This window comes from Microbulbifer maximicatervae (SeqCode) (assembly GCF_052467505.1).
The window spans coordinates 2,026,339-2,040,817 of record NZ_CP174313.1 but is presented as its reverse complement, the minus strand read 5'-3'; the positions used below and the strand labels follow the sequence as shown (position 1 = coordinate 2,040,817).

Sequence of the window (14,479 nt, the reverse complement as noted above, 5' to 3'; positions counted from 1 at the left end):
ACAGTAAAAAATCGATGGCTAATAGACCGGAATCTGCTTCAGCACCTACTTTATATAGAAGGGCGGAAGCCGGCGATTTTTAAAAACGCTTACTTTTTATCCGGTCGGATTCGCGAAGTGCGCCATTTTCGCACAGGTTGGAAATAATTTCGCCACTTCTGGGCCCAGATAGGCAAAAGGATAAACTTCTTTAAAAATAATAGCTTAGAAGCGTTGACATGGGCCGGGGGTATCATTACTATGCACGCACTTCGCAGCTACAGCGACTTACACAACCACCTACGGGGCGGTTAACAGGGTCAAAGAGGTGCGAATGATTGGAAAAACGGGGCATAGCGCAGTCTGGTAGCGCGCCTGCTTTGGGAGCAGGATGTCGGGGGTTCGAATCCCTCTGCCCCGACCAATTTTCCGGGTTCACCTTGCGCCCGTAGCTCAGCTGGATAGAGCATCCGCCTTCTAAGCGGATGGTCGCAGGTTCGAGTCCTGCCGGGCGTGCCATCTTCACAAGATGGTGCTGGTTTGGCAAAAAGGACTTAGTCTGAAGCCAGATTGGCTGCAAGAGGTATCCGGCAATCAGTACTGCCACAAGGTGCTGAAGTATATCACTTTTATGGTGGCCGTAGCTCAGTTGGTAGAGCACAGGATTGTGGCTCCTGAGGTCGCGGGTTCGATCCCCGTCGGCCACCCCAGATTTTTCCTTGTTTATCAAGGACTTAAAACCCCGCCTAGTGCGGGGTTTTTTAGTTTTAGGTCCCGTGGTGCCAATTCATGGTGCCAATTTTGGCCTCAATCTATGTTGAGGTTTAATTTTGGCAGATCTTGAGCCATGCCCATCTGGCGGTAAAAATCCCCCCTTTTTTAAATCACTAAGAAGTAGCTTGGAGCTGTAATGAAGTATCTGCTGTCCGTATTTTTCCTAACTTGTTCTATGTTCGCCTCTGCAGCTGGGGACTCAAACTTTTCATTAGGCGTGGGTGTGGATCATGCTGGGCTAGGAGCAAAGTACTCGATTAACCGCGGTAAAGATAAGTACTTCGGCTCTTTGGGTTGGAAGGGCTTTTCCGATGAGGCTGGTTCAGTCACGGGTTACGGATTGGGTTGGGAGCGACTTGTAGCTTCCGATAGTCATTCTTTAGGAGCTTTCCTGGGGCTTGTAGAGGTTCACTATAGTGGAAGTGAAGCAGCGCGCTATAACGGGATTGCTTTGCTTTACAATTATTACTTTTCAGGATTTTCTGAATCCTCATTTGTTCTTGGTGCCGCTGTTCATACGGGAACCAGATCAGGTGATAGACCGTATTTTGATGAGCATACTACCGGTGCAAGCATAAAGTTTGCTTATCAGTGGTAGCGTAGGTGAAAGATCTTTAGGTTCGCCGCCCCCCGCTCGCCTGTCCCGAATTCTTCCTTGTTTATCAAGTGCGTAAAACCTCGCCCGGTGCGGGGTTTTTTATTCTTTTGGGGTTGATCTTTGGAGTTTCGAGCAAAGGACTTTTAGTGGCCTAAAGTGATCGTTTGAGCGTTATTTTTGTGTTTCAGAAATTTTCGGGATTTATGAATTTAGTACCTAAATTCTGAAAGTTCTAATCCTCTTAGCTTTGTTTTTAGTGGGAATGGAAACTGTGTGCCAGAGGCGACTGTAAGTGTATTTTTATCTAATTCAAAATTCCAACCTTTGAAGCCGATCACTGATGCATCAATTTTAAATGCTGCTTCATTAAGCATTGAAGATTGAAGGCTAAATATTAAGTTCATCAGTTTGGCGTGCTCATTTACAGAGTACTTGGTATCTGAGCTTATAATGGTTTCTATTATTTTTAGACAAGAGTGGCTTGAATTGGCTAGCTTGCCAGTTTGCAGGGGTATACCTGTTTTTCTATCAAACAAATATAGAGAGGTAGATTCCGAACTTCTTATTAATGCCCAGTCATTATTAATGTCAGTTCTTTTTTTATTTAGGGCTAGCATGTACAGTTGTATTGACATGCAATTGTTGATTATGCATGAGAGGGTGAGGGCGGATTTTGGTCTATCTATAGATTGAAATTCGTCATCTCGGATCGTTTCTTGCATCCAAATGATTTGTGATACCAGCATTGAACTACAGTATTCATGCATGGCCTTATTGATCCTATGGCTGCTGTTTTTTTATTCTTTGCTTTCCATCGAGGAGGCTGAGGATTAGATCAACTATAGTCATAAGGTATATTTGATTACTCTTATTTAGGGTTTAATCAACTGCTTTGGGTGGTTTCTTTTTTCCAGTTGAGATATTTACAAAGTCCCTCTAAGTCTGGGAACAAGGTTCTACTGTTGATTCCGTATCTATCTAAGGATTGAAGGATGTCCTGTTTTGAATTTTGAGCTATGGTTATTTCAGCTACATAATCCTTGATTTTTTTATTGGCGTTTAGCGGTACAAATTCATTATCTTTATTGGAGTATTTATGAATTGTGAACCATCCGTGCTGTGCGATAATTCTTTCATTGTTTAATCTGGGTTGAAAAGCACAAGTATCGCTTAGCTCAAAAGGGTTGACTGTGTAAATGTCTTTATTGAGGAACGTGTCAGGGTTAAGGATGTATACATACGAGTCACTGTCTTTATTGCTTGAACATGCGAACCATAGTGCGACAAGTGGATTAGAAGTCCAGTCAAGTAATCTTGTCTTTAGCCCAAAGTGTTGAGCTAGCACAAGAAGATCTAAGTCTGTTTCATTGGTGTTTTTAAGGTGGCTTGATCCCAGCAACTTCATAGTTCTTAGTGAATTTATTTCTGTTGCAGTGGAGTTGTTTTTTGGAGCTTCTCTAGCGATGCTGGGCAATAGGTTTCCCATAACATCTTGCCCGCGAAATAGATAGCTAGAAGACGGTTTAAGAATATCTAAAAACTCGATTCTCTCTATAAATTGAGAGAGACTGCTAACCCAGTTCTGAGTGTTAATTGTGCGATGTATGCGGTTGCTCATTTCTAGTTCGCTTGTTCACTGTAAGTTCTGTCGGGGGCGGTTTTCTTGATAAGTACCGCACCTAAATATATTGTTTAGGTGTGCACTATAGTGTGTGACTGTATTTTGCTAAAGGGGAATATTATTTTCTCTCTTGGAGATCAGTCGAGATTTTATAAGAATAATGTTAGGTTTTGTCTAGGGACGATCTGCTGCGATCTAAGCTAAGCACTTTATCCGCAGTACGATTGTACCGCTCAGCCATAGATCGCGTCTTATGCCCGGTGAATTTTTGAACATCCCCTTCAAAGTCACTAGCCGCTTTGATCTTCAAATCGTGAAAGCGAAAGCGCTGTTTGATAGCGCCAGCGGCTAGGGCTGCTCGTTGTTCGCGAAGCCATATAGCATTAAACCCCATGCGGGTGTAGGCACGGCCAACGCGGCTGCGGATGATGTGGGTGGTTTGAATTTGTGCTTCGGTATTGGTGGCTACTGCGCGATCAACGGCTTCTTTGAGGGCTGTGCTCCATAGCTTTAGTTGGGCTTTGCCTGTTTTGGCTTGCACGATCAATAGGCCATCTTCTTGGATGTCTGCACGGGTCAGGGCGAGTACATCTTGTTGTCTGGCGGCACAAAGGTAGCTGATTTCCATGGCGCACTGGTGCATTACGTGGCCGTGATCGCCCAGCCATTGCCAGAAGGCTTGGTATTCCCAGTCTTCTATGTAGCGCCCACCTGCTTTCTCTTTCAGGCTTTTAACTACCGCCGTTGGATCTTCAATCTTCACGAATCCTCTGGCTTTACCCCATTTCATAACAATGCCGAGGAATGTCTTCTCGCGGTTTGCGGCTGTGGGATGTTCGGCTCCGCGGGCATCAAGGAACATCTGTACCAGAGGGGAGGTGATGTTATCCGGTTCCATTTCCCCAAATACCGCCAAGATACGCAAGCTATAGCGGTGATAATCTTTCTGGGTTTGAGGCTTGATGTGCTTAGTGTATTGAGGGGAGGCGAAGTAGAGTTCTGTTAGGTCTGTGAGGGTGAATGTCTTTTGTACCAAGCCTGCCTGATACTTTTCGTAAGCGGCCCACACTTCTGATTTGCTAGCGTTGAGGTCGGCTAGATGCTGTATAGGCCAGCCTCTGCGCCTTACGCGGTATCCGCGAGGGTAGCGGACAACGTAAGGTGGCATCCATGCATTTTCGGGGTTGCGCCTTCTGCCCATTAGCTTGCTGCTCCAAGGTTAAAGCCTGGGGGTAGGTTAACACCGGCTAAGTCGGGTTTTGAGGCCCCTCTGGCCAGAATGGCTTGATTAACCATTTCCCAGGTGAGTGCAGGGGACCGGTCCTTTTTCAGCACATAGGGAATTCGATTGGCATCGAGAATACGCTTTTGCTCCTCGGCATTCTCGGCGCCAGTGCCCGTTAGTCGGCCTATCTCATGTTTGGTTAACAAGTTGCCCATCGCACATCCCTCGCGTTGTTGTCTTCTACCTAAAAAGCCCGCACTTGGCGGGCTGAGAAAACTGTTTTTAATTGAGGTCAAGCGTATTGCGGTTCTGCCTGGGGTTTTGATTCTGGGTGAGGGCAGTCTTTGGGTTTCTCTTCAATGATTTTCTTATCGACTATGCGATAAATTTTTGCCTTGTCGGTTTTCTTGTCGAATATCTGCGCCCAGTGGGTAAACAGGTCATTCTGAGCGATGCGCTGTATTTCTTCGAGGGCCTCCTCTTCAGTGGCATAGGAGCGTTTGAAATCTTTGATGCCCCCCATCAATAGGTTGTAGGTGCCAGTAAGCAGTGCGTATCTTTCCATTGGATTTTCCCATTTCAAAAAATGGGCTCCATACCGGCAGCCCAAGGATGGTTACCTCTGACTGAATGCGCCGGGGCGCGGTTAAATTTCTAGCTGGCTTGGGAGATGGAATTCTTTTCGATCAGATCTCGAATCCACACCATGCCTTTCGATGTCACCTTGGTATTGATATACGGCACCTTCACCGGGCCACGGCTATATTCGGCATTCTCTGCAACCAGTAACCCCTGCTGTACGGCGGCCTTTGTCGGTGAGTTGCGCATAGGTTCGCGGTTATGCAAAAGATCGCTATTTCGCAGTAGCTTTAACAGGTTGTTTCTGCCCATTTCTAAAGTTCGGGCGGCCTGGGTGATGGTGAAGAGTTTTTCCTTTTTCACGCTGCCTCCTGGTCCTTCAAATTTTTTTCTGATAGTTGGTCCTGGATGGCTTCGGAGAGTGCGGCTATTTGCTCTTGCATGCCGTTTATTTGTAACTGCTGAGTTTCTACCGTAGCCATTAGGTCTTGAGTGATTTTTAGTAGTTGGGAGAATTCATTCATGGTTCGTCCCTACTATTTTTTTGAACTTCCGCTCCCTGCCAATTGCCGGCTCCCAGTATTTGCAAAGCTGACAAGTCCAGCCGCGTAATAACAGCTTTCCATTGAATACCGGCTCTGCGGGTTTTCCGCAGTGGGCGCAGTGTATTCGTGGTAGCTGCTGCGGCTGATTCATGCTGCACCTTTTCTCTGGGTTTCAAGGTGAGACCACTCGACCCGAAGGGTGCGAAACTTTTTCTCGCCGTGCGCAATAACGCTTTGGGGTTCTTTGCCCATGTAGCGAAGCGTGATTACGTTAAGTGCGTGCTGATAGTTGTCACCATCAAGCAGGGAGAGCTCGGCAACGGGGACCGTGAAATCATTGCTATTCCAGGCTGAAAGCAATACCTGTGCAGCAATTGCGCTAGCGCCGGAGTAACCGTTGGCTACAGTAAGCAGAGTTTCCACACTCTGTTTTGAGGTGAAATAAGTCATGCTGCATCACCTCCAAACGGGGGCCAATCGTCACCCTGTGAGGAGGATGCCGGTGTCGGCTTTAGCGATGTTTTTATCGCGCGGTGGTGCTTTTGACTGCTGGCGATAACTGGCCCGGGTTTACCACTTGGGCGATGCTTATCGCATTGAGTTTGAGCTTTTGGGAGTACATAGACTGTGGCGGTCATACGATGCCCTCGTAGTTATTGCGAATGCGGATAGTTTGAGTGGTGGGGCGGCGCTGCATACGGGTGCGCAACTGTTCCTGCGCATCCGTACCAATACCGCTAATAACTGAGGCGATCAGAGCAAATTGAATTAATCCATGCTTAACTGCTTTGGCCACCGCTTCAGTACTATTGCGGGCATGCAGTTTGTAAAAGCATTCAGCCAGCAAGTTGGTGACATTGGCTACAGAGCACCGCATAGCTGCTGCGGTCTCTTTGTTGGAGAGGCCGCGGGCGCGGTGCATGAGTGCTTCTGACTGGCGTGGGGCCAGTGGTCTGTACTCAATGGTGGCGTGCATTTGGGGTGCCTTGACCGAGGTTGATATCTAGACAGTAGCTGAAAGTTAATTGTTTGGTCAGTAGCCAAAAGTTAATTACTGAAAAATAAATAGAAATGACCATATCCTTATTTTTTTGAATAAGTCTTTAATTTTAATTAGGGAAGTAGCTGTTGATGATTTAGGGGATTGCTATTAGATATGATTGTGCCAATTCTTCAATTACGATCATATTTACTACGAACGTACAAAAAAAAGACTAGTACTTTTGGCTTTTTAAGCTTTTGGGAATGGGTTTGAGCGTTTAATATTACTGCTTACCATGCGACGAAATAAGCACTTACGTTTTGCAGCTTAAAAATTATAACGCTCGAAGAATAAGCGCTCTTTGATAGCGATTTTGGCCTGGATTGGCCTTTGAGAGTAAAAAGTAGCGCCTTATTGGCCATTACAGGGAAGATTCTATTGAAATTCAGGAGCCGCCACCTATATCTGTTAACTAATAGGTTAACAAGCTGTGATACTCTCTGATATAGTCCCGCCTGATCAATGGCGGATACTTGTTGAAAGTGACGAGAAATACGACTCAGAGATTGCAGCAGATTTTGTGAAGCTCCTTACGGATAGGGAGCGTGCAAACTGGATCTCACTGTTAGAAATGGCGAGTCAATATGGGCCAAAAGAAATGCCTAGTAACACTAGGCATCATATAGATAGGCGGAATGATTTATATGAGTTTATCAAGGGAAACTTTCGCTTATCCTTTTTTGTCGATTCACCCAAAATGGTCATTTGTTGCCATCTATTTCGTAAGAAAACTCAAAAAACACCAGAATCTGAAAAGAAATCTGTTATTAGATTAAGGAAACGTTATTTGACTGCTAAAGAAGAAGGGAAGCTTCGAATTTTAGACTACGAGGAGGAGTAGATATTATGGCTCGTTTTAAAGATATACTTTCAAGGCTTAAGAATACGCCTGAAATGAAAGCTGCTAGGGTGCAGATGAAGTTAGCCCTGATGCTAGATAGAGTAATGCGTCGAAGGTGCATGACTAAGGCAGATCTTGCTGAACAGATGAACTGTAGTCGCTCCTATGTTACTCAGGCACTGCGTGGTGATAAGAATTTTTCTATTCTTAGTTTGGCCAAGTTTGCCACAGTTCTAGATTGTGAGATCTCAGTTAATTTTATTCCAAAAGATATTTATGAGCAAAATTTTGAGAGAATTAAATATCTTATTAAGACCTATGATTTGGAAAGAAATAAGTTAGCTTATAGTGAGGCTAAGTCGGTACAAAGTAAGCAGTCCAGAAATGTTGACCTTACTCAAGTTAGATTAGAGTGTGAAAGTGATGAAGCAATCAATCTTGCAGCTTGAGAGTTACAAATTTATAGAATTCTCTGTCAGGTGTGATGGTAACGGTGAGTTAGAAGATTGGCCTGAAGCGTTTAAGGTCGATGATTTTGAATTTTCATTAGAAGATTTGGAGTCTGATGACGAATTACACCAAGCATTTATTAGGCTTACTGTGAGTTCGAAGTCAGAGGATTTAGAGAAAAGCAGTTTCGGAAATTTTTATTCTGTAAAAATAGTGGCAATTGCTCAACTATCATTTTCTAGCGATGCTCCTGCTCGTTTTTTAGAGAGCAAGGATACGGCTAATAAAGTTCTTGTTATGAATGGCGCTAATATTCTATATGGCTTAATGCGTGATAGGCTTGAATCGTTGACGGGCTCTATGCCATGGGGTGGGGTTATTTTACCTCTAGCCACATTTGATGGTCTTATGAGAACGAAGGAGCCTAAGAGTGAGACTGCTGGAAGATCTGAGACATCTTAAAAAGCCTATGGTTTTTTTATTCTTTATTTCATCATGATTAATAGGTGTGCTAATAAAGACATTTTAGGGAGAGATGGAGTTAAGCAGTTTAGTCCGGTATGTAAGAGCCTAATATAACCCCGCAGAAACTGACATCTTTGTCTGTGATATCCATGGATGGATAGCTTGGGTTAATAGGCCGTAAAAAAGTGCGGCCCATATCTTCAGCATAAGTTTTAAAAGTTACTTCATCATTAAGCTTGGCGATTACCCTGCAGCCGTTAGTGAGTGGTTTTTCGGGATCCACAAAAATAATGGTGCCCTCTGGGTAAGAGCGCTGGCCTGGGTAGGGGCTAGTCATGCTGTCGCCACTCACTCGTAATGCGTAAGCCCGGTCTGAGTGAGCAGCGGGGCAAGGCAGCCAAGCTTCGGCATCCCCTGGCTCTAGTAGGTCTACGGCTTCACAAAAGGCTCCAGCCTGCACCCAGCTAATCAGTGGTATTCTTCCTTGGATTCGCGGCCCTTGCGTAACATTGCTTCCCCCACTGTTACTTTGTTCGTCGGGCCCATTGCCGGCACCGATGAGCAACCAATCTACAGATACCCCGAGAGTTTCAGCAATCCGTGTAGCTGTGCTCATGCGCGGCAGTTTTTCGCCGTTGCGGTAGCTCCAAATAGTTACGGTACTTACGTGAAAGAGGCGCGCTAATGCTTCCTGCGTGTCTTCTACGCCGGCATGTGCGACTGCCTGTTTGAACCGCTTAGCAAAGTCAGGATGTTTCATGACCACATATTAGCTATAAGTTAATTAATTATCGGCTATTGATTTTTGGTAGCCGAAAGTTAATACTCGGGCTATTGGTGGCAAGGAGGGCCGAAATGACCCAACCAAGGAACAACTCAGTGCTTGATGATGCTGTGAAGGCATTGGGGTCATCAGCCAAATTGGCGCGGGCTATTGGAGTTTCGCCTGCTTTTGTTTCCCAAATGCGAAGCGGTGTCAGGGCGATACCTCCAAACTCTGCAAAAAGATTGAGTTAGCTACCCAGCGAGTCGTTACTCGTACACGTCTGCGTCCCGATATTTTTGGTCCGTTAGACGATCAAGTAAGCGTTGAAATTCAGCAAGCTAGCTAACTGAGTCTGAGCTTGCTGGGAAACCCTGAAGAACAATCATTTCCAAATCCCACTGTTGTGACTTGGTAATTTTGCTGCTTGTGGTGTAGGGCGGTAATCAGGTGCGATATATGGAAATTTATACAGGAGGTGCGTGGTGAGCTTTGAAGCCGCTGCATGGGCCATTAAACGCAGGACCAGAACACCAACCGCAAAGCTGGTTTTAATTGCGTTGGCCGATTGCCATAACAGTGACACGGGGCAGTGTGATCCGGGTAATTCTTACCTGGTGGACGTTGCGCAATGCACAAAGCGCTCGGTGATTAATGCCATCGAAGAGTTGGAAGAATTGGGCTACCTGAGCGCCGAAAAATCCAACGGCCGCAGAACCAATTATGACCTCTTTTTACACGTAAACCGGTGCAATGATTTCACCGGTGAAAAATCTTCACCGGTGAAAATAAAACACGAACCGGTGAAATCTGAGCACCCAACCGGTGAAAATGACAACACGTCCTTCTCTATAGAACCAGTAAGAACCAATAAGAAACCAGTAGAGAGAGGCACAGTTCCAAATCGCGCCAACCCCAAACGCGGCACACGCTTGCCTGGAAACTGGGTTCTCACGGACAAATTCCGCACCGAAGCCCAACGCCTCCGCCCAGACCTGATCCCCCGAATCCACGACATTGCCGAAAGCTTCCGCGATTACTGGATATCCCAACCCGGCCAGCGGGGCGTAAAACTCGATTGGCTCGCCACCTGGCGCAACTGGCTAAAACGCGAGAACTGCCTAGCACCGCCACCCCAAGCGCAAGGGGCGAAACAAACGCGGGACCGATCGATTAACGACCTGTTGTCAGATACACGCTGGTAAAACTCAATCACCAAGGAGCGCTCACCATGTGCACAGTCACCATCCCAGAAGCCATCGCAAGGATTGCCACAACCAACCCCATCAGCCCCCTAGCCGTATTCCGCACCAAGTACGCTCACCTCGTGGAGGTTGTGTTCGCGAATACGGTGGTTACCCAATTCTGGATAAACCAGGGCCACATAAATTACCTGGGCACGTATCACCGAGATAATTTGCACGCAGCTGAAAGGCGATTTCAGGATTACTACGAGAGTATGCCGAAGGCTGCTTGATGGGGAGTGTGGTTGGTTTTTGGTTGCTTGAAAATTGCTTGGGGGGCATGACATGAAATTTGAAAGTGCTAGACAAGCGTGGCACGACGCCTTTGATAGCTCCACAGCTGCATTTGATTATGAGGCCATGGGCGGCAGAAGTACGGTTACCTCAGCTGGGCGAGGGCGAAAAGTTGTAATTCGCGGAGAGGTGCAGGGGAGGGCCAACCAAGTCATTTGCCGGGTTGCAGCCCCAACACTAGTTGCAAAAGAAACCCCGGGAACTAAGGACAGCGGCAACCGCATCATGGACGCCTGTGAAAAGGGGTTAATCCAAGATGCAGTTGCAAAGCTGCGAGCGAGTGATCCGTTGGCATACTGCTGGGGCATGGCCGCCTACGCCCCGCCAGCCTCAAGAGTCAAAGAGCGGGCAACACTACTGAAATACTTGATGAGTGAGTTCGATAAATGGGGAGAACCGCACCCGCGAGAAAAGGTTAGCCAGCTGGCGTTATTTTGTATTAATGCGTGTGCACTGCGTGATGTGAATGGCCGATTAATAGACCTGGGCCAAGCGCGGACAATTTTAGGGTGTGACAAAAAAGCGGTGGGATAGGGATTGGGTAAAAATTTGGAAACGTTTGCAACGGCGTTTGGACCCTTTGCCCGCAAGAGCTTTAGGGCCTATATCTGAGATTGTGCAGGAGTACAGAGGGCGACTTAAAGCCGCTTGTTGACAGCTTTGTCCTGAGGGGGTATAAATTTCCTAGCGTGCAGTTTTTCTGCTTTGCAAAATTAAACCGGCCACTGAGCCGGTTTTTTAAGTTCTGAATACAGAGAAGTTTTAATTGACAATATAACCCCAACTCCAACTTTCGATTTGGGAGTAGGCATCACATGAATCACTCCCAACGGCATATATTTTCTTACCTTGTGCTTGAGCTGCGAGGGCCATTGCATATATGGACGCGCCACCCTTTTCATTTGTATCGAAAGCGAGCGCATCCTTATAGTGCGAGCTTACGCACTCGGGGGGATCATAGTTTAGTTCTGATTTGAACCTGACAAACCCTTTTCCAGACTTGCCAATACGCACATATTCAATATCAAATGAAGACGCAATGCCGGCTGCACTGGTGATTGGTGAGTAAGATAAGGCAATAGCAATCGGTAATATTAATTTTTTCATGATAAGTTTTTTCATGTTTATCTATAAAGCATTTTCGCCTGAAAATAATAAATTGGAACTATAGATGGGTTTGACTTGCTTCTATATAGGGAGAGTAATTAGTTGTCCTATGGTGGAGTTTGTGGCCTTTTGAAAATTAATAAATCCTGACATAAATGGTACGAGGGTTTGTTCCGCAATCCGGTGTAGTCTCGGGGTCATAAAAGAGGAGTAGCTTACCTATTTTTTGACTACTTTCAACTAAAAAACCAAATAGGAAGTTTCTATCTTATGGATTTTAGCGTGACAAGATTTACCAGTGAGTCGGTTGCTACTTTGGGGCGCTTGATGTTGTATGGCTGAACTTTCTATATCGTAGAGCGTCCATGGTTGGGTAATCGTAATTGTATCTCCAGGGGTATATACCTATGTGAGCCTTATAACTCTGCCAAGCGTTCTAACGTGTAGGGACTACAGGAAGTTCCAGGTCGCTCGATAATCTGGACCTCCACCGCCATCAGATTTTCAAGGATGTACTGGAATTGATACAGCTCTTGCTCCGGGAGCCTGGCGAGTAATCCAGTTGCGGAGAGCTTTGAGTTGAGTGCCGTTCGCTATATTCCGAATTGCTTGCGAGAAAAGGTTAGCCAGCTGGCGCTATTCTGTATTAATGCGCGTGCACTGCGCGATGTAAATGATCGATTAATAGATCTGGGTCAAGCGCGGAAAATTTTAGGATGTGACAAAAAGCGGTGGGATAGGGAGTGGGTAAAAATTTGGAAACGTTTGCAACGGCGTTTGGACCCTCTGCCCGCAAGAGCTTTAGGGCCTATTTCTGAAGTTGTACAGGAGTACAGAGGGCGACTTAAAGCCGCTTGTTGACAGCTTTGTCCTGAGGGGGTATAAATTTCCTAGCATGCAGTTTTTCTGCTTTGCAAAATTAAACCAGCCACTGAGCTGGTTTTTTTATGCCTGGAAGTTGGTTAGCTCAGTAAGTTTCTTCAAACTTTAATCGCACTTTATGTATTTTTTGAATGGCTGTTTTACAAAGTGTGATCAGGCGCTGGGTTTTTACGCGTTCTGTTTGTATTAATTCTGGTGAATGAGAAAGATATTGTTCGTGAAATTTTGAGTTTCTTTATTTGGTAAGATCGTACTGGGAAAGGATGCTAAATTAAGTTCAATATAATTTACTTAGTTTAAGGTGTGCTGTAAGTTTTACTTCCTCTTTCGTTAGTTAATCAATACATTTTTTGGTGAGTTTTTATGTTTTTAAGAAATACCGTCAAAACAGTAGCTGTTTCTGTGGCCTTGTTGGCCTTCGGCGCGCAGGCTAAAACGTTCCAATACGAACTTCAAGATCTAGGTTCATTTGGTGGTGAATTACAGTACCCCGGTCTAGATTTAGAAGGCGCTAGCTCTGCAACCTTGACTGTTGATCAAAAAGATAAATGGTCCCCCGCTATACTTGCTTCGTTGGAAATTAACTTTCCTAATGCACCCAGTCTGTCAGTAAGCAATTTCCAGGTGGATGACGGAGGTTGGAGACATGAAGCGACCGTCGATGACGCCTGGGTGTATCGTCAGCTTGATGTTGTAGTAGATGGCTTGGACCTCGAAAGCTTAAATAATACAATGATCAACATTGATGGTTATGTCTCTGAGGCTGAAAATTTTATTGGGGCAGAGCGTTCACTGAACTATGACCAAAGACTATTTACTGTTCATGGGCAGCTGGTTGATGTGACTCCAAGCAAGATTGTTGATGTCGCAACGTTCACAGTTGACGGTAAGCAGGTTGAATTGTCTCTAAGAGATAACCCAACTCTTGATCCAAATTCAAACAATGGTGATATGGCATTTGTTGTCGAATTACTGTGGTTTGGGGAGGGGAAAGAGGTTTACCATTTTCACGCACCTTTTGGTGATGAATCAAAATTCTATGAAGCATACAAGCTAGAAGTGACAACAACAACTGCTCCTGATGGTGATGAAACAGCCATAGGTGTTAAAATTAAAGACGCGCAAGGTATGGAATCTGAAACTCATCATGTATATCTTGAAGATATGCTGAGAGATGCTTACCAGCACTAAGCGCGTCCTTATTTTTGATTTAAGGTTTAAGATGTACTGTAAGTTAAAATCAGTTAAGAAATCTTAGATAGTCGCTCAGTAGCGATACTTATTTCATAAAAATTAACCCGCCTTGTGCGGGTTTTTTCATTTTTTAGTCTTTGATTTTCTGTACTTGGCGGTGTTCACTTGGGTGCCGTTTTCTATTCCAATACTCTGCGAGTAGAACTTCATGAATTGCAATCTGCAGCGATTTGCCTATGGGCCTAATGCCACATTGGGACGGCTAAGGGTGCGCGACTGTGTGTTTTATACGGTAGAGCGCCCGTGGTTAGGTAATCGTCCGTTCGAGAGCTGTATTCCTGAAGGGGTTTATTCCTGTAATCCCTATAGTTCACCAAGGTTCCCCAATGTGTGGGAGCTACTGGAAGTGCCTAGTCGTTCAAAAATCTTGATCCATACAGCAAATTATGCTGCAGATGTGCAGGGCTGCATTGGGGTTGGCTCTAGTCTGGCTCCCGGCAATTGGTGGGTGACGCAATCCCGCAGGGCAATGCAGCAATTGCGAGAGCTGCTGCCTTATGAGTTTAATCTAACAATCACGCACTATGTGCCGGAGTATCCGTGATGGGTATTTGGTCTGGAGTTAAGAGTTTATTTGCTGGCCCCGAGTCGGCAAACAAAGTGCTAGATGCCACTGTGAATACTGTAGATGCGATGTGGTTTACCAATGAGGAAAAATCTCGTTGGTATCTGAAATAACTGAAGGCCACGCAGCCGCAGAACCGGGCGCGAAGATTAATTGCCTTTCTGGTGACAATGGTTTGGGCGCTGCTGGTTTTATTTATTGCAGCGGCCAAGGCTTTTAACGCGCCTTTTGTAGCAGACCTAAAGGGTCTG

The 14,479-nt window shown here is 45.5% G+C and carries 21 protein-coding genes and 3 tRNA genes; 13 read left to right on the top strand and 11 right to left on the bottom strand.

Annotated features, from left to right (window positions below):
• The first annotated feature begins 326 nt into the window (after positions 1–326).
• The 4 genes from ACJJIN_RS08955 (at position 327) to ACJJIN_RS08940 (ending at position 1,351) form a co-directional block, all read left to right on the top strand.
• Positions 327–403: transfer RNA gene (locus ACJJIN_RS08955), tRNA-Pro, on the top strand.
• An 18-nt stretch (positions 404–421) separates the two neighbouring features.
• Positions 422–498: transfer RNA gene (locus ACJJIN_RS08950), tRNA-Arg, on the top strand.
• Between the two features lie 115 nt (positions 499–613).
• Positions 614–689 (top strand) — tRNA-His (locus ACJJIN_RS08945).
• Between the two features lie 200 nt (positions 690–889).
• The gene (locus ACJJIN_RS08940) at positions 890–1,351 is read left to right on the top strand and encodes a hypothetical protein (RefSeq protein ID WP_444897765.1); all 462 of its coding nucleotides are present in this window, start codon (positions 890–892) and stop codon (positions 1,349–1,351) included.
• A 209-nt stretch (positions 1,352–1,560) separates the two neighbouring features.
• Here ACJJIN_RS08940 and ACJJIN_RS08935 read toward each other — a convergent pair whose 3' ends face one another.
• The 9 genes from ACJJIN_RS08935 to ACJJIN_RS08895 form a co-directional block, all read right to left on the bottom strand.
• The gene (locus ACJJIN_RS08935; RefSeq protein ID WP_444897764.1) at positions 1,561–1,986 is read right to left on the bottom strand and encodes a hypothetical protein; all 426 of its coding nucleotides are present in this window, start codon (positions 1,984–1,986) and stop codon (positions 1,561–1,563) included.
• Between the two features lie 248 nt (positions 1,987–2,234).
• On the bottom strand, positions 2,235–2,969 hold the full coding sequence (locus tag ACJJIN_RS08930) for an FRG domain-containing protein (RefSeq protein ID WP_444897763.1): 735 nt from the start codon (positions 2,967–2,969) through the stop codon (positions 2,235–2,237).
• Positions 2,970–3,135: 166 nt separating this feature from the next.
• Positions 3,136–4,173, bottom strand: coding sequence for a tyrosine-type recombinase/integrase (locus ACJJIN_RS08925; RefSeq protein ID WP_444897762.1), 1,038 nt, complete (start codon positions 4,171–4,173; stop codon positions 3,136–3,138).
• Positions 4,173–4,412, bottom strand: a complete 240-nt coding sequence (locus ACJJIN_RS08920) for a hypothetical protein (protein WP_413662516.1) — start codon at positions 4,410–4,412, stop codon at positions 4,173–4,175. The genes ACJJIN_RS08925 and ACJJIN_RS08920 overlap by 1 nt, the downstream gene beginning before the upstream one ends.
• Positions 4,413–4,489: 77 nt before the next feature.
• Positions 4,490–4,762, bottom strand: coding sequence for a hypothetical protein (locus ACJJIN_RS08915; protein ID WP_444897761.1), 273 nt, complete (start codon positions 4,760–4,762; stop codon positions 4,490–4,492).
• Positions 4,763–4,851: 89 nt separating this feature from the next.
• The gene (locus ACJJIN_RS08910) at positions 4,852–5,139 is read right to left on the bottom strand and encodes a phage antirepressor KilAC domain-containing protein (RefSeq protein WP_444897760.1); all 288 of its coding nucleotides are present in this window, start codon (positions 5,137–5,139) and stop codon (positions 4,852–4,854) included.
• Positions 5,136–5,300 carry a hypothetical protein gene (locus ACJJIN_RS08905; RefSeq protein ID WP_444897758.1) on the bottom strand — a complete coding sequence of 55 codons (165 nt, stop codon included), beginning with the start codon at positions 5,298–5,300 and terminating at the stop codon, positions 5,136–5,138. The genes ACJJIN_RS08910 and ACJJIN_RS08905 overlap by 4 nt, the downstream gene beginning before the upstream one ends.
• A 168-nt stretch (positions 5,301–5,468) precedes the next feature.
• The gene (locus ACJJIN_RS08900; RefSeq protein ID WP_413662513.1) at positions 5,469–5,771 is read right to left on the bottom strand and encodes a DUF7673 family protein; all 303 of its coding nucleotides are present in this window, start codon (positions 5,769–5,771) and stop codon (positions 5,469–5,471) included.
• Between the two features lie 184 nt (positions 5,772–5,955).
• Positions 5,956–6,297, bottom strand: a complete 342-nt coding sequence (locus ACJJIN_RS08895; RefSeq protein WP_444897757.1) for a response regulator transcription factor — start codon at positions 6,295–6,297, stop codon at positions 5,956–5,958.
• Positions 6,298–6,793: 496 nt separating this feature from the next.
• Between ACJJIN_RS08895 and ACJJIN_RS08890 the strand changes: the two genes are divergently transcribed.
• The 3 genes from ACJJIN_RS08890 to ACJJIN_RS08880 are packed head-to-tail and all read left to right on the top strand — an operon-like array spanning position 6,794 to position 8,116.
• Entirely contained in the window at positions 6,794–7,204 is a 411-nt protein-coding gene (locus ACJJIN_RS08890; protein ID WP_444897756.1) for a type II toxin-antitoxin system RelE/ParE family toxin, read from the top strand.
• 5 nt (positions 7,205–7,209) lie between these two features.
• Positions 7,210–7,653, top strand: coding sequence for a helix-turn-helix domain-containing protein (locus tag ACJJIN_RS08885; RefSeq protein WP_444897755.1), 444 nt, complete (start codon positions 7,210–7,212; stop codon positions 7,651–7,653).
• Positions 7,625–8,116: a hypothetical protein gene (locus ACJJIN_RS08880; protein ID WP_444897754.1), complete on the top strand. Its 492-nt coding sequence runs from the start codon at positions 7,625–7,627 to the stop codon at positions 8,114–8,116. The genes ACJJIN_RS08885 and ACJJIN_RS08880 overlap by 29 nt, the downstream gene beginning before the upstream one ends.
• 88 nt (positions 8,117–8,204) lie before the next feature.
• Here the strand turns inward: ACJJIN_RS08880 and ACJJIN_RS08875 are convergent, their stop codons facing one another.
• A complete protein-coding gene (locus ACJJIN_RS08875; RefSeq protein ID WP_444897753.1) occupies positions 8,205–8,879 on the bottom strand; it encodes a LexA family protein in 675 nt (224 codons plus the stop codon).
• A 488-nt stretch (positions 8,880–9,367) separates the two neighbouring features.
• Here ACJJIN_RS08875 and ACJJIN_RS08870 point away from each other — a divergent pair, with 488 nt between their 5' ends.
• From ACJJIN_RS08870 to ACJJIN_RS08860, 3 genes are read left to right on the top strand one after another with little or no spacing between them, the layout of a single operon-like run.
• Positions 9,368–10,087, top strand: coding sequence for a helix-turn-helix domain-containing protein (locus tag ACJJIN_RS08870; protein ID WP_444897752.1), 720 nt, complete (start codon positions 9,368–9,370; stop codon positions 10,085–10,087).
• Between the two features lie 26 nt (positions 10,088–10,113).
• A complete protein-coding gene (locus ACJJIN_RS08865) occupies positions 10,114–10,359 on the top strand; it encodes a hypothetical protein (RefSeq protein ID WP_413662507.1) in 246 nt (81 codons plus the stop codon).
• Between the two features lie 52 nt (positions 10,360–10,411).
• The gene (locus ACJJIN_RS08860) at positions 10,412–10,954 is read left to right on the top strand and encodes a hypothetical protein (RefSeq protein ID WP_444897751.1); all 543 of its coding nucleotides are present in this window, start codon (positions 10,412–10,414) and stop codon (positions 10,952–10,954) included.
• A gap of 228 nt (positions 10,955–11,182) precedes the next feature.
• Here the strand turns inward: ACJJIN_RS08860 and ACJJIN_RS08855 are convergent, their stop codons facing one another.
• Complete coding sequence (locus tag ACJJIN_RS08855; protein ID WP_444897750.1) at positions 11,183–11,542, bottom strand: hypothetical protein; 360 nt, start codon at positions 11,540–11,542, stop codon at positions 11,183–11,185.
• Between the two features lie 1,230 nt (positions 11,543–12,772).
• Between ACJJIN_RS08855 and ACJJIN_RS08850 the strand changes: the two genes are divergently transcribed.
• From ACJJIN_RS08850 to ACJJIN_RS08840, 3 genes are all read left to right on the top strand, one after another.
• The gene (locus ACJJIN_RS08850) at positions 12,773–13,600 is read left to right on the top strand and encodes a hypothetical protein (protein WP_444897749.1); all 828 of its coding nucleotides are present in this window, start codon (positions 12,773–12,775) and stop codon (positions 13,598–13,600) included.
• Positions 13,601–13,811: 211 nt separating this feature from the next.
• The gene (locus ACJJIN_RS08845; RefSeq protein WP_444897748.1) at positions 13,812–14,207 is read left to right on the top strand and encodes a DUF5675 family protein; all 396 of its coding nucleotides are present in this window, start codon (positions 13,812–13,814) and stop codon (positions 14,205–14,207) included.
• Positions 14,207–14,341 carry a hypothetical protein gene (locus ACJJIN_RS08840; RefSeq protein ID WP_444897747.1) on the top strand — a complete coding sequence of 45 codons (135 nt, stop codon included), beginning with the start codon at positions 14,207–14,209 and terminating at the stop codon, positions 14,339–14,341. Before ACJJIN_RS08845 ends, ACJJIN_RS08840 begins: the two co-directional genes overlap by 1 nt.
• Positions 14,342–14,479 lie beyond the last annotated feature (138 nt).

Bases quoted from the DNA above. Each gene is read 5' to 3' on its own strand.
- ACJJIN_RS08940 (WP_444897765.1), top strand. From the start codon at position 890: ATGAAGTATCTGCTGTCCGTATTTTTCCTAACTTGTTCTATGTTCGCC.
- ACJJIN_RS08935 (WP_444897764.1), bottom strand. From the start codon at position 1,986: ATGTCAATACAACTGTACATGCTAGCCCTAAATAAAAAAAGAACTGAC.
- ACJJIN_RS08930 (WP_444897763.1), bottom strand. From the start codon at position 2,969: ATGAGCAACCGCATACATCGCACAATTAACACTCAGAACTGGGTTAGC.
- ACJJIN_RS08925 (WP_444897762.1), bottom strand. From the start codon at position 4,173: ATGGGCAGAAGGCGCAACCCCGAAAATGCATGGATGCCACCTTACGTT.
- ACJJIN_RS08920 (WP_413662516.1), bottom strand. From the start codon at position 4,412: ATGGGCAACTTGTTAACCAAACATGAGATAGGCCGACTAACGGGCACT.
- ACJJIN_RS08915 (WP_444897761.1), bottom strand. From the start codon at position 4,762: ATGGAAAGATACGCACTGCTTACTGGCACCTACAACCTATTGATGGGG.
- ACJJIN_RS08905 (WP_444897758.1), bottom strand. From the start codon at position 5,300: ATGAATGAATTCTCCCAACTACTAAAAATCACTCAAGACCTAATGGCT.
- ACJJIN_RS08900 (WP_413662513.1), bottom strand. From the start codon at position 5,771: ATGACTTATTTCACCTCAAAACAGAGTGTGGAAACTCTGCTTACTGTA.
- ACJJIN_RS08895 (WP_444897757.1), bottom strand. From the start codon at position 6,297: ATGCACGCCACCATTGAGTACAGACCACTGGCCCCACGCCAGTCAGAA.
- ACJJIN_RS08885 (WP_444897755.1), top strand. From the start codon at position 7,210: ATGGCTCGTTTTAAAGATATACTTTCAAGGCTTAAGAATACGCCTGAA.
- ACJJIN_RS08875 (WP_444897753.1), bottom strand. From the start codon at position 8,879: ATGAAACATCCTGACTTTGCTAAGCGGTTCAAACAGGCAGTCGCACAT.
- ACJJIN_RS08865 (WP_413662507.1), top strand. From the start codon at position 10,114: ATGTGCACAGTCACCATCCCAGAAGCCATCGCAAGGATTGCCACAACC.
- ACJJIN_RS08860 (WP_444897751.1), top strand. From the start codon at position 10,412: ATGAAATTTGAAAGTGCTAGACAAGCGTGGCACGACGCCTTTGATAGC.
- ACJJIN_RS08855 (WP_444897750.1), bottom strand. From the start codon at position 11,542: ATGAAAAAACTTATCATGAAAAAATTAATATTACCGATTGCTATTGCC.
- ACJJIN_RS08850 (WP_444897749.1), top strand. From the start codon at position 12,773: ATGTTTTTAAGAAATACCGTCAAAACAGTAGCTGTTTCTGTGGCCTTG.
- ACJJIN_RS08845 (WP_444897748.1), top strand. From the start codon at position 13,812: ATGAATTGCAATCTGCAGCGATTTGCCTATGGGCCTAATGCCACATTG.
- ACJJIN_RS08840 (WP_444897747.1), top strand. From the start codon at position 14,207: ATGGGTATTTGGTCTGGAGTTAAGAGTTTATTTGCTGGCCCCGAGTCG.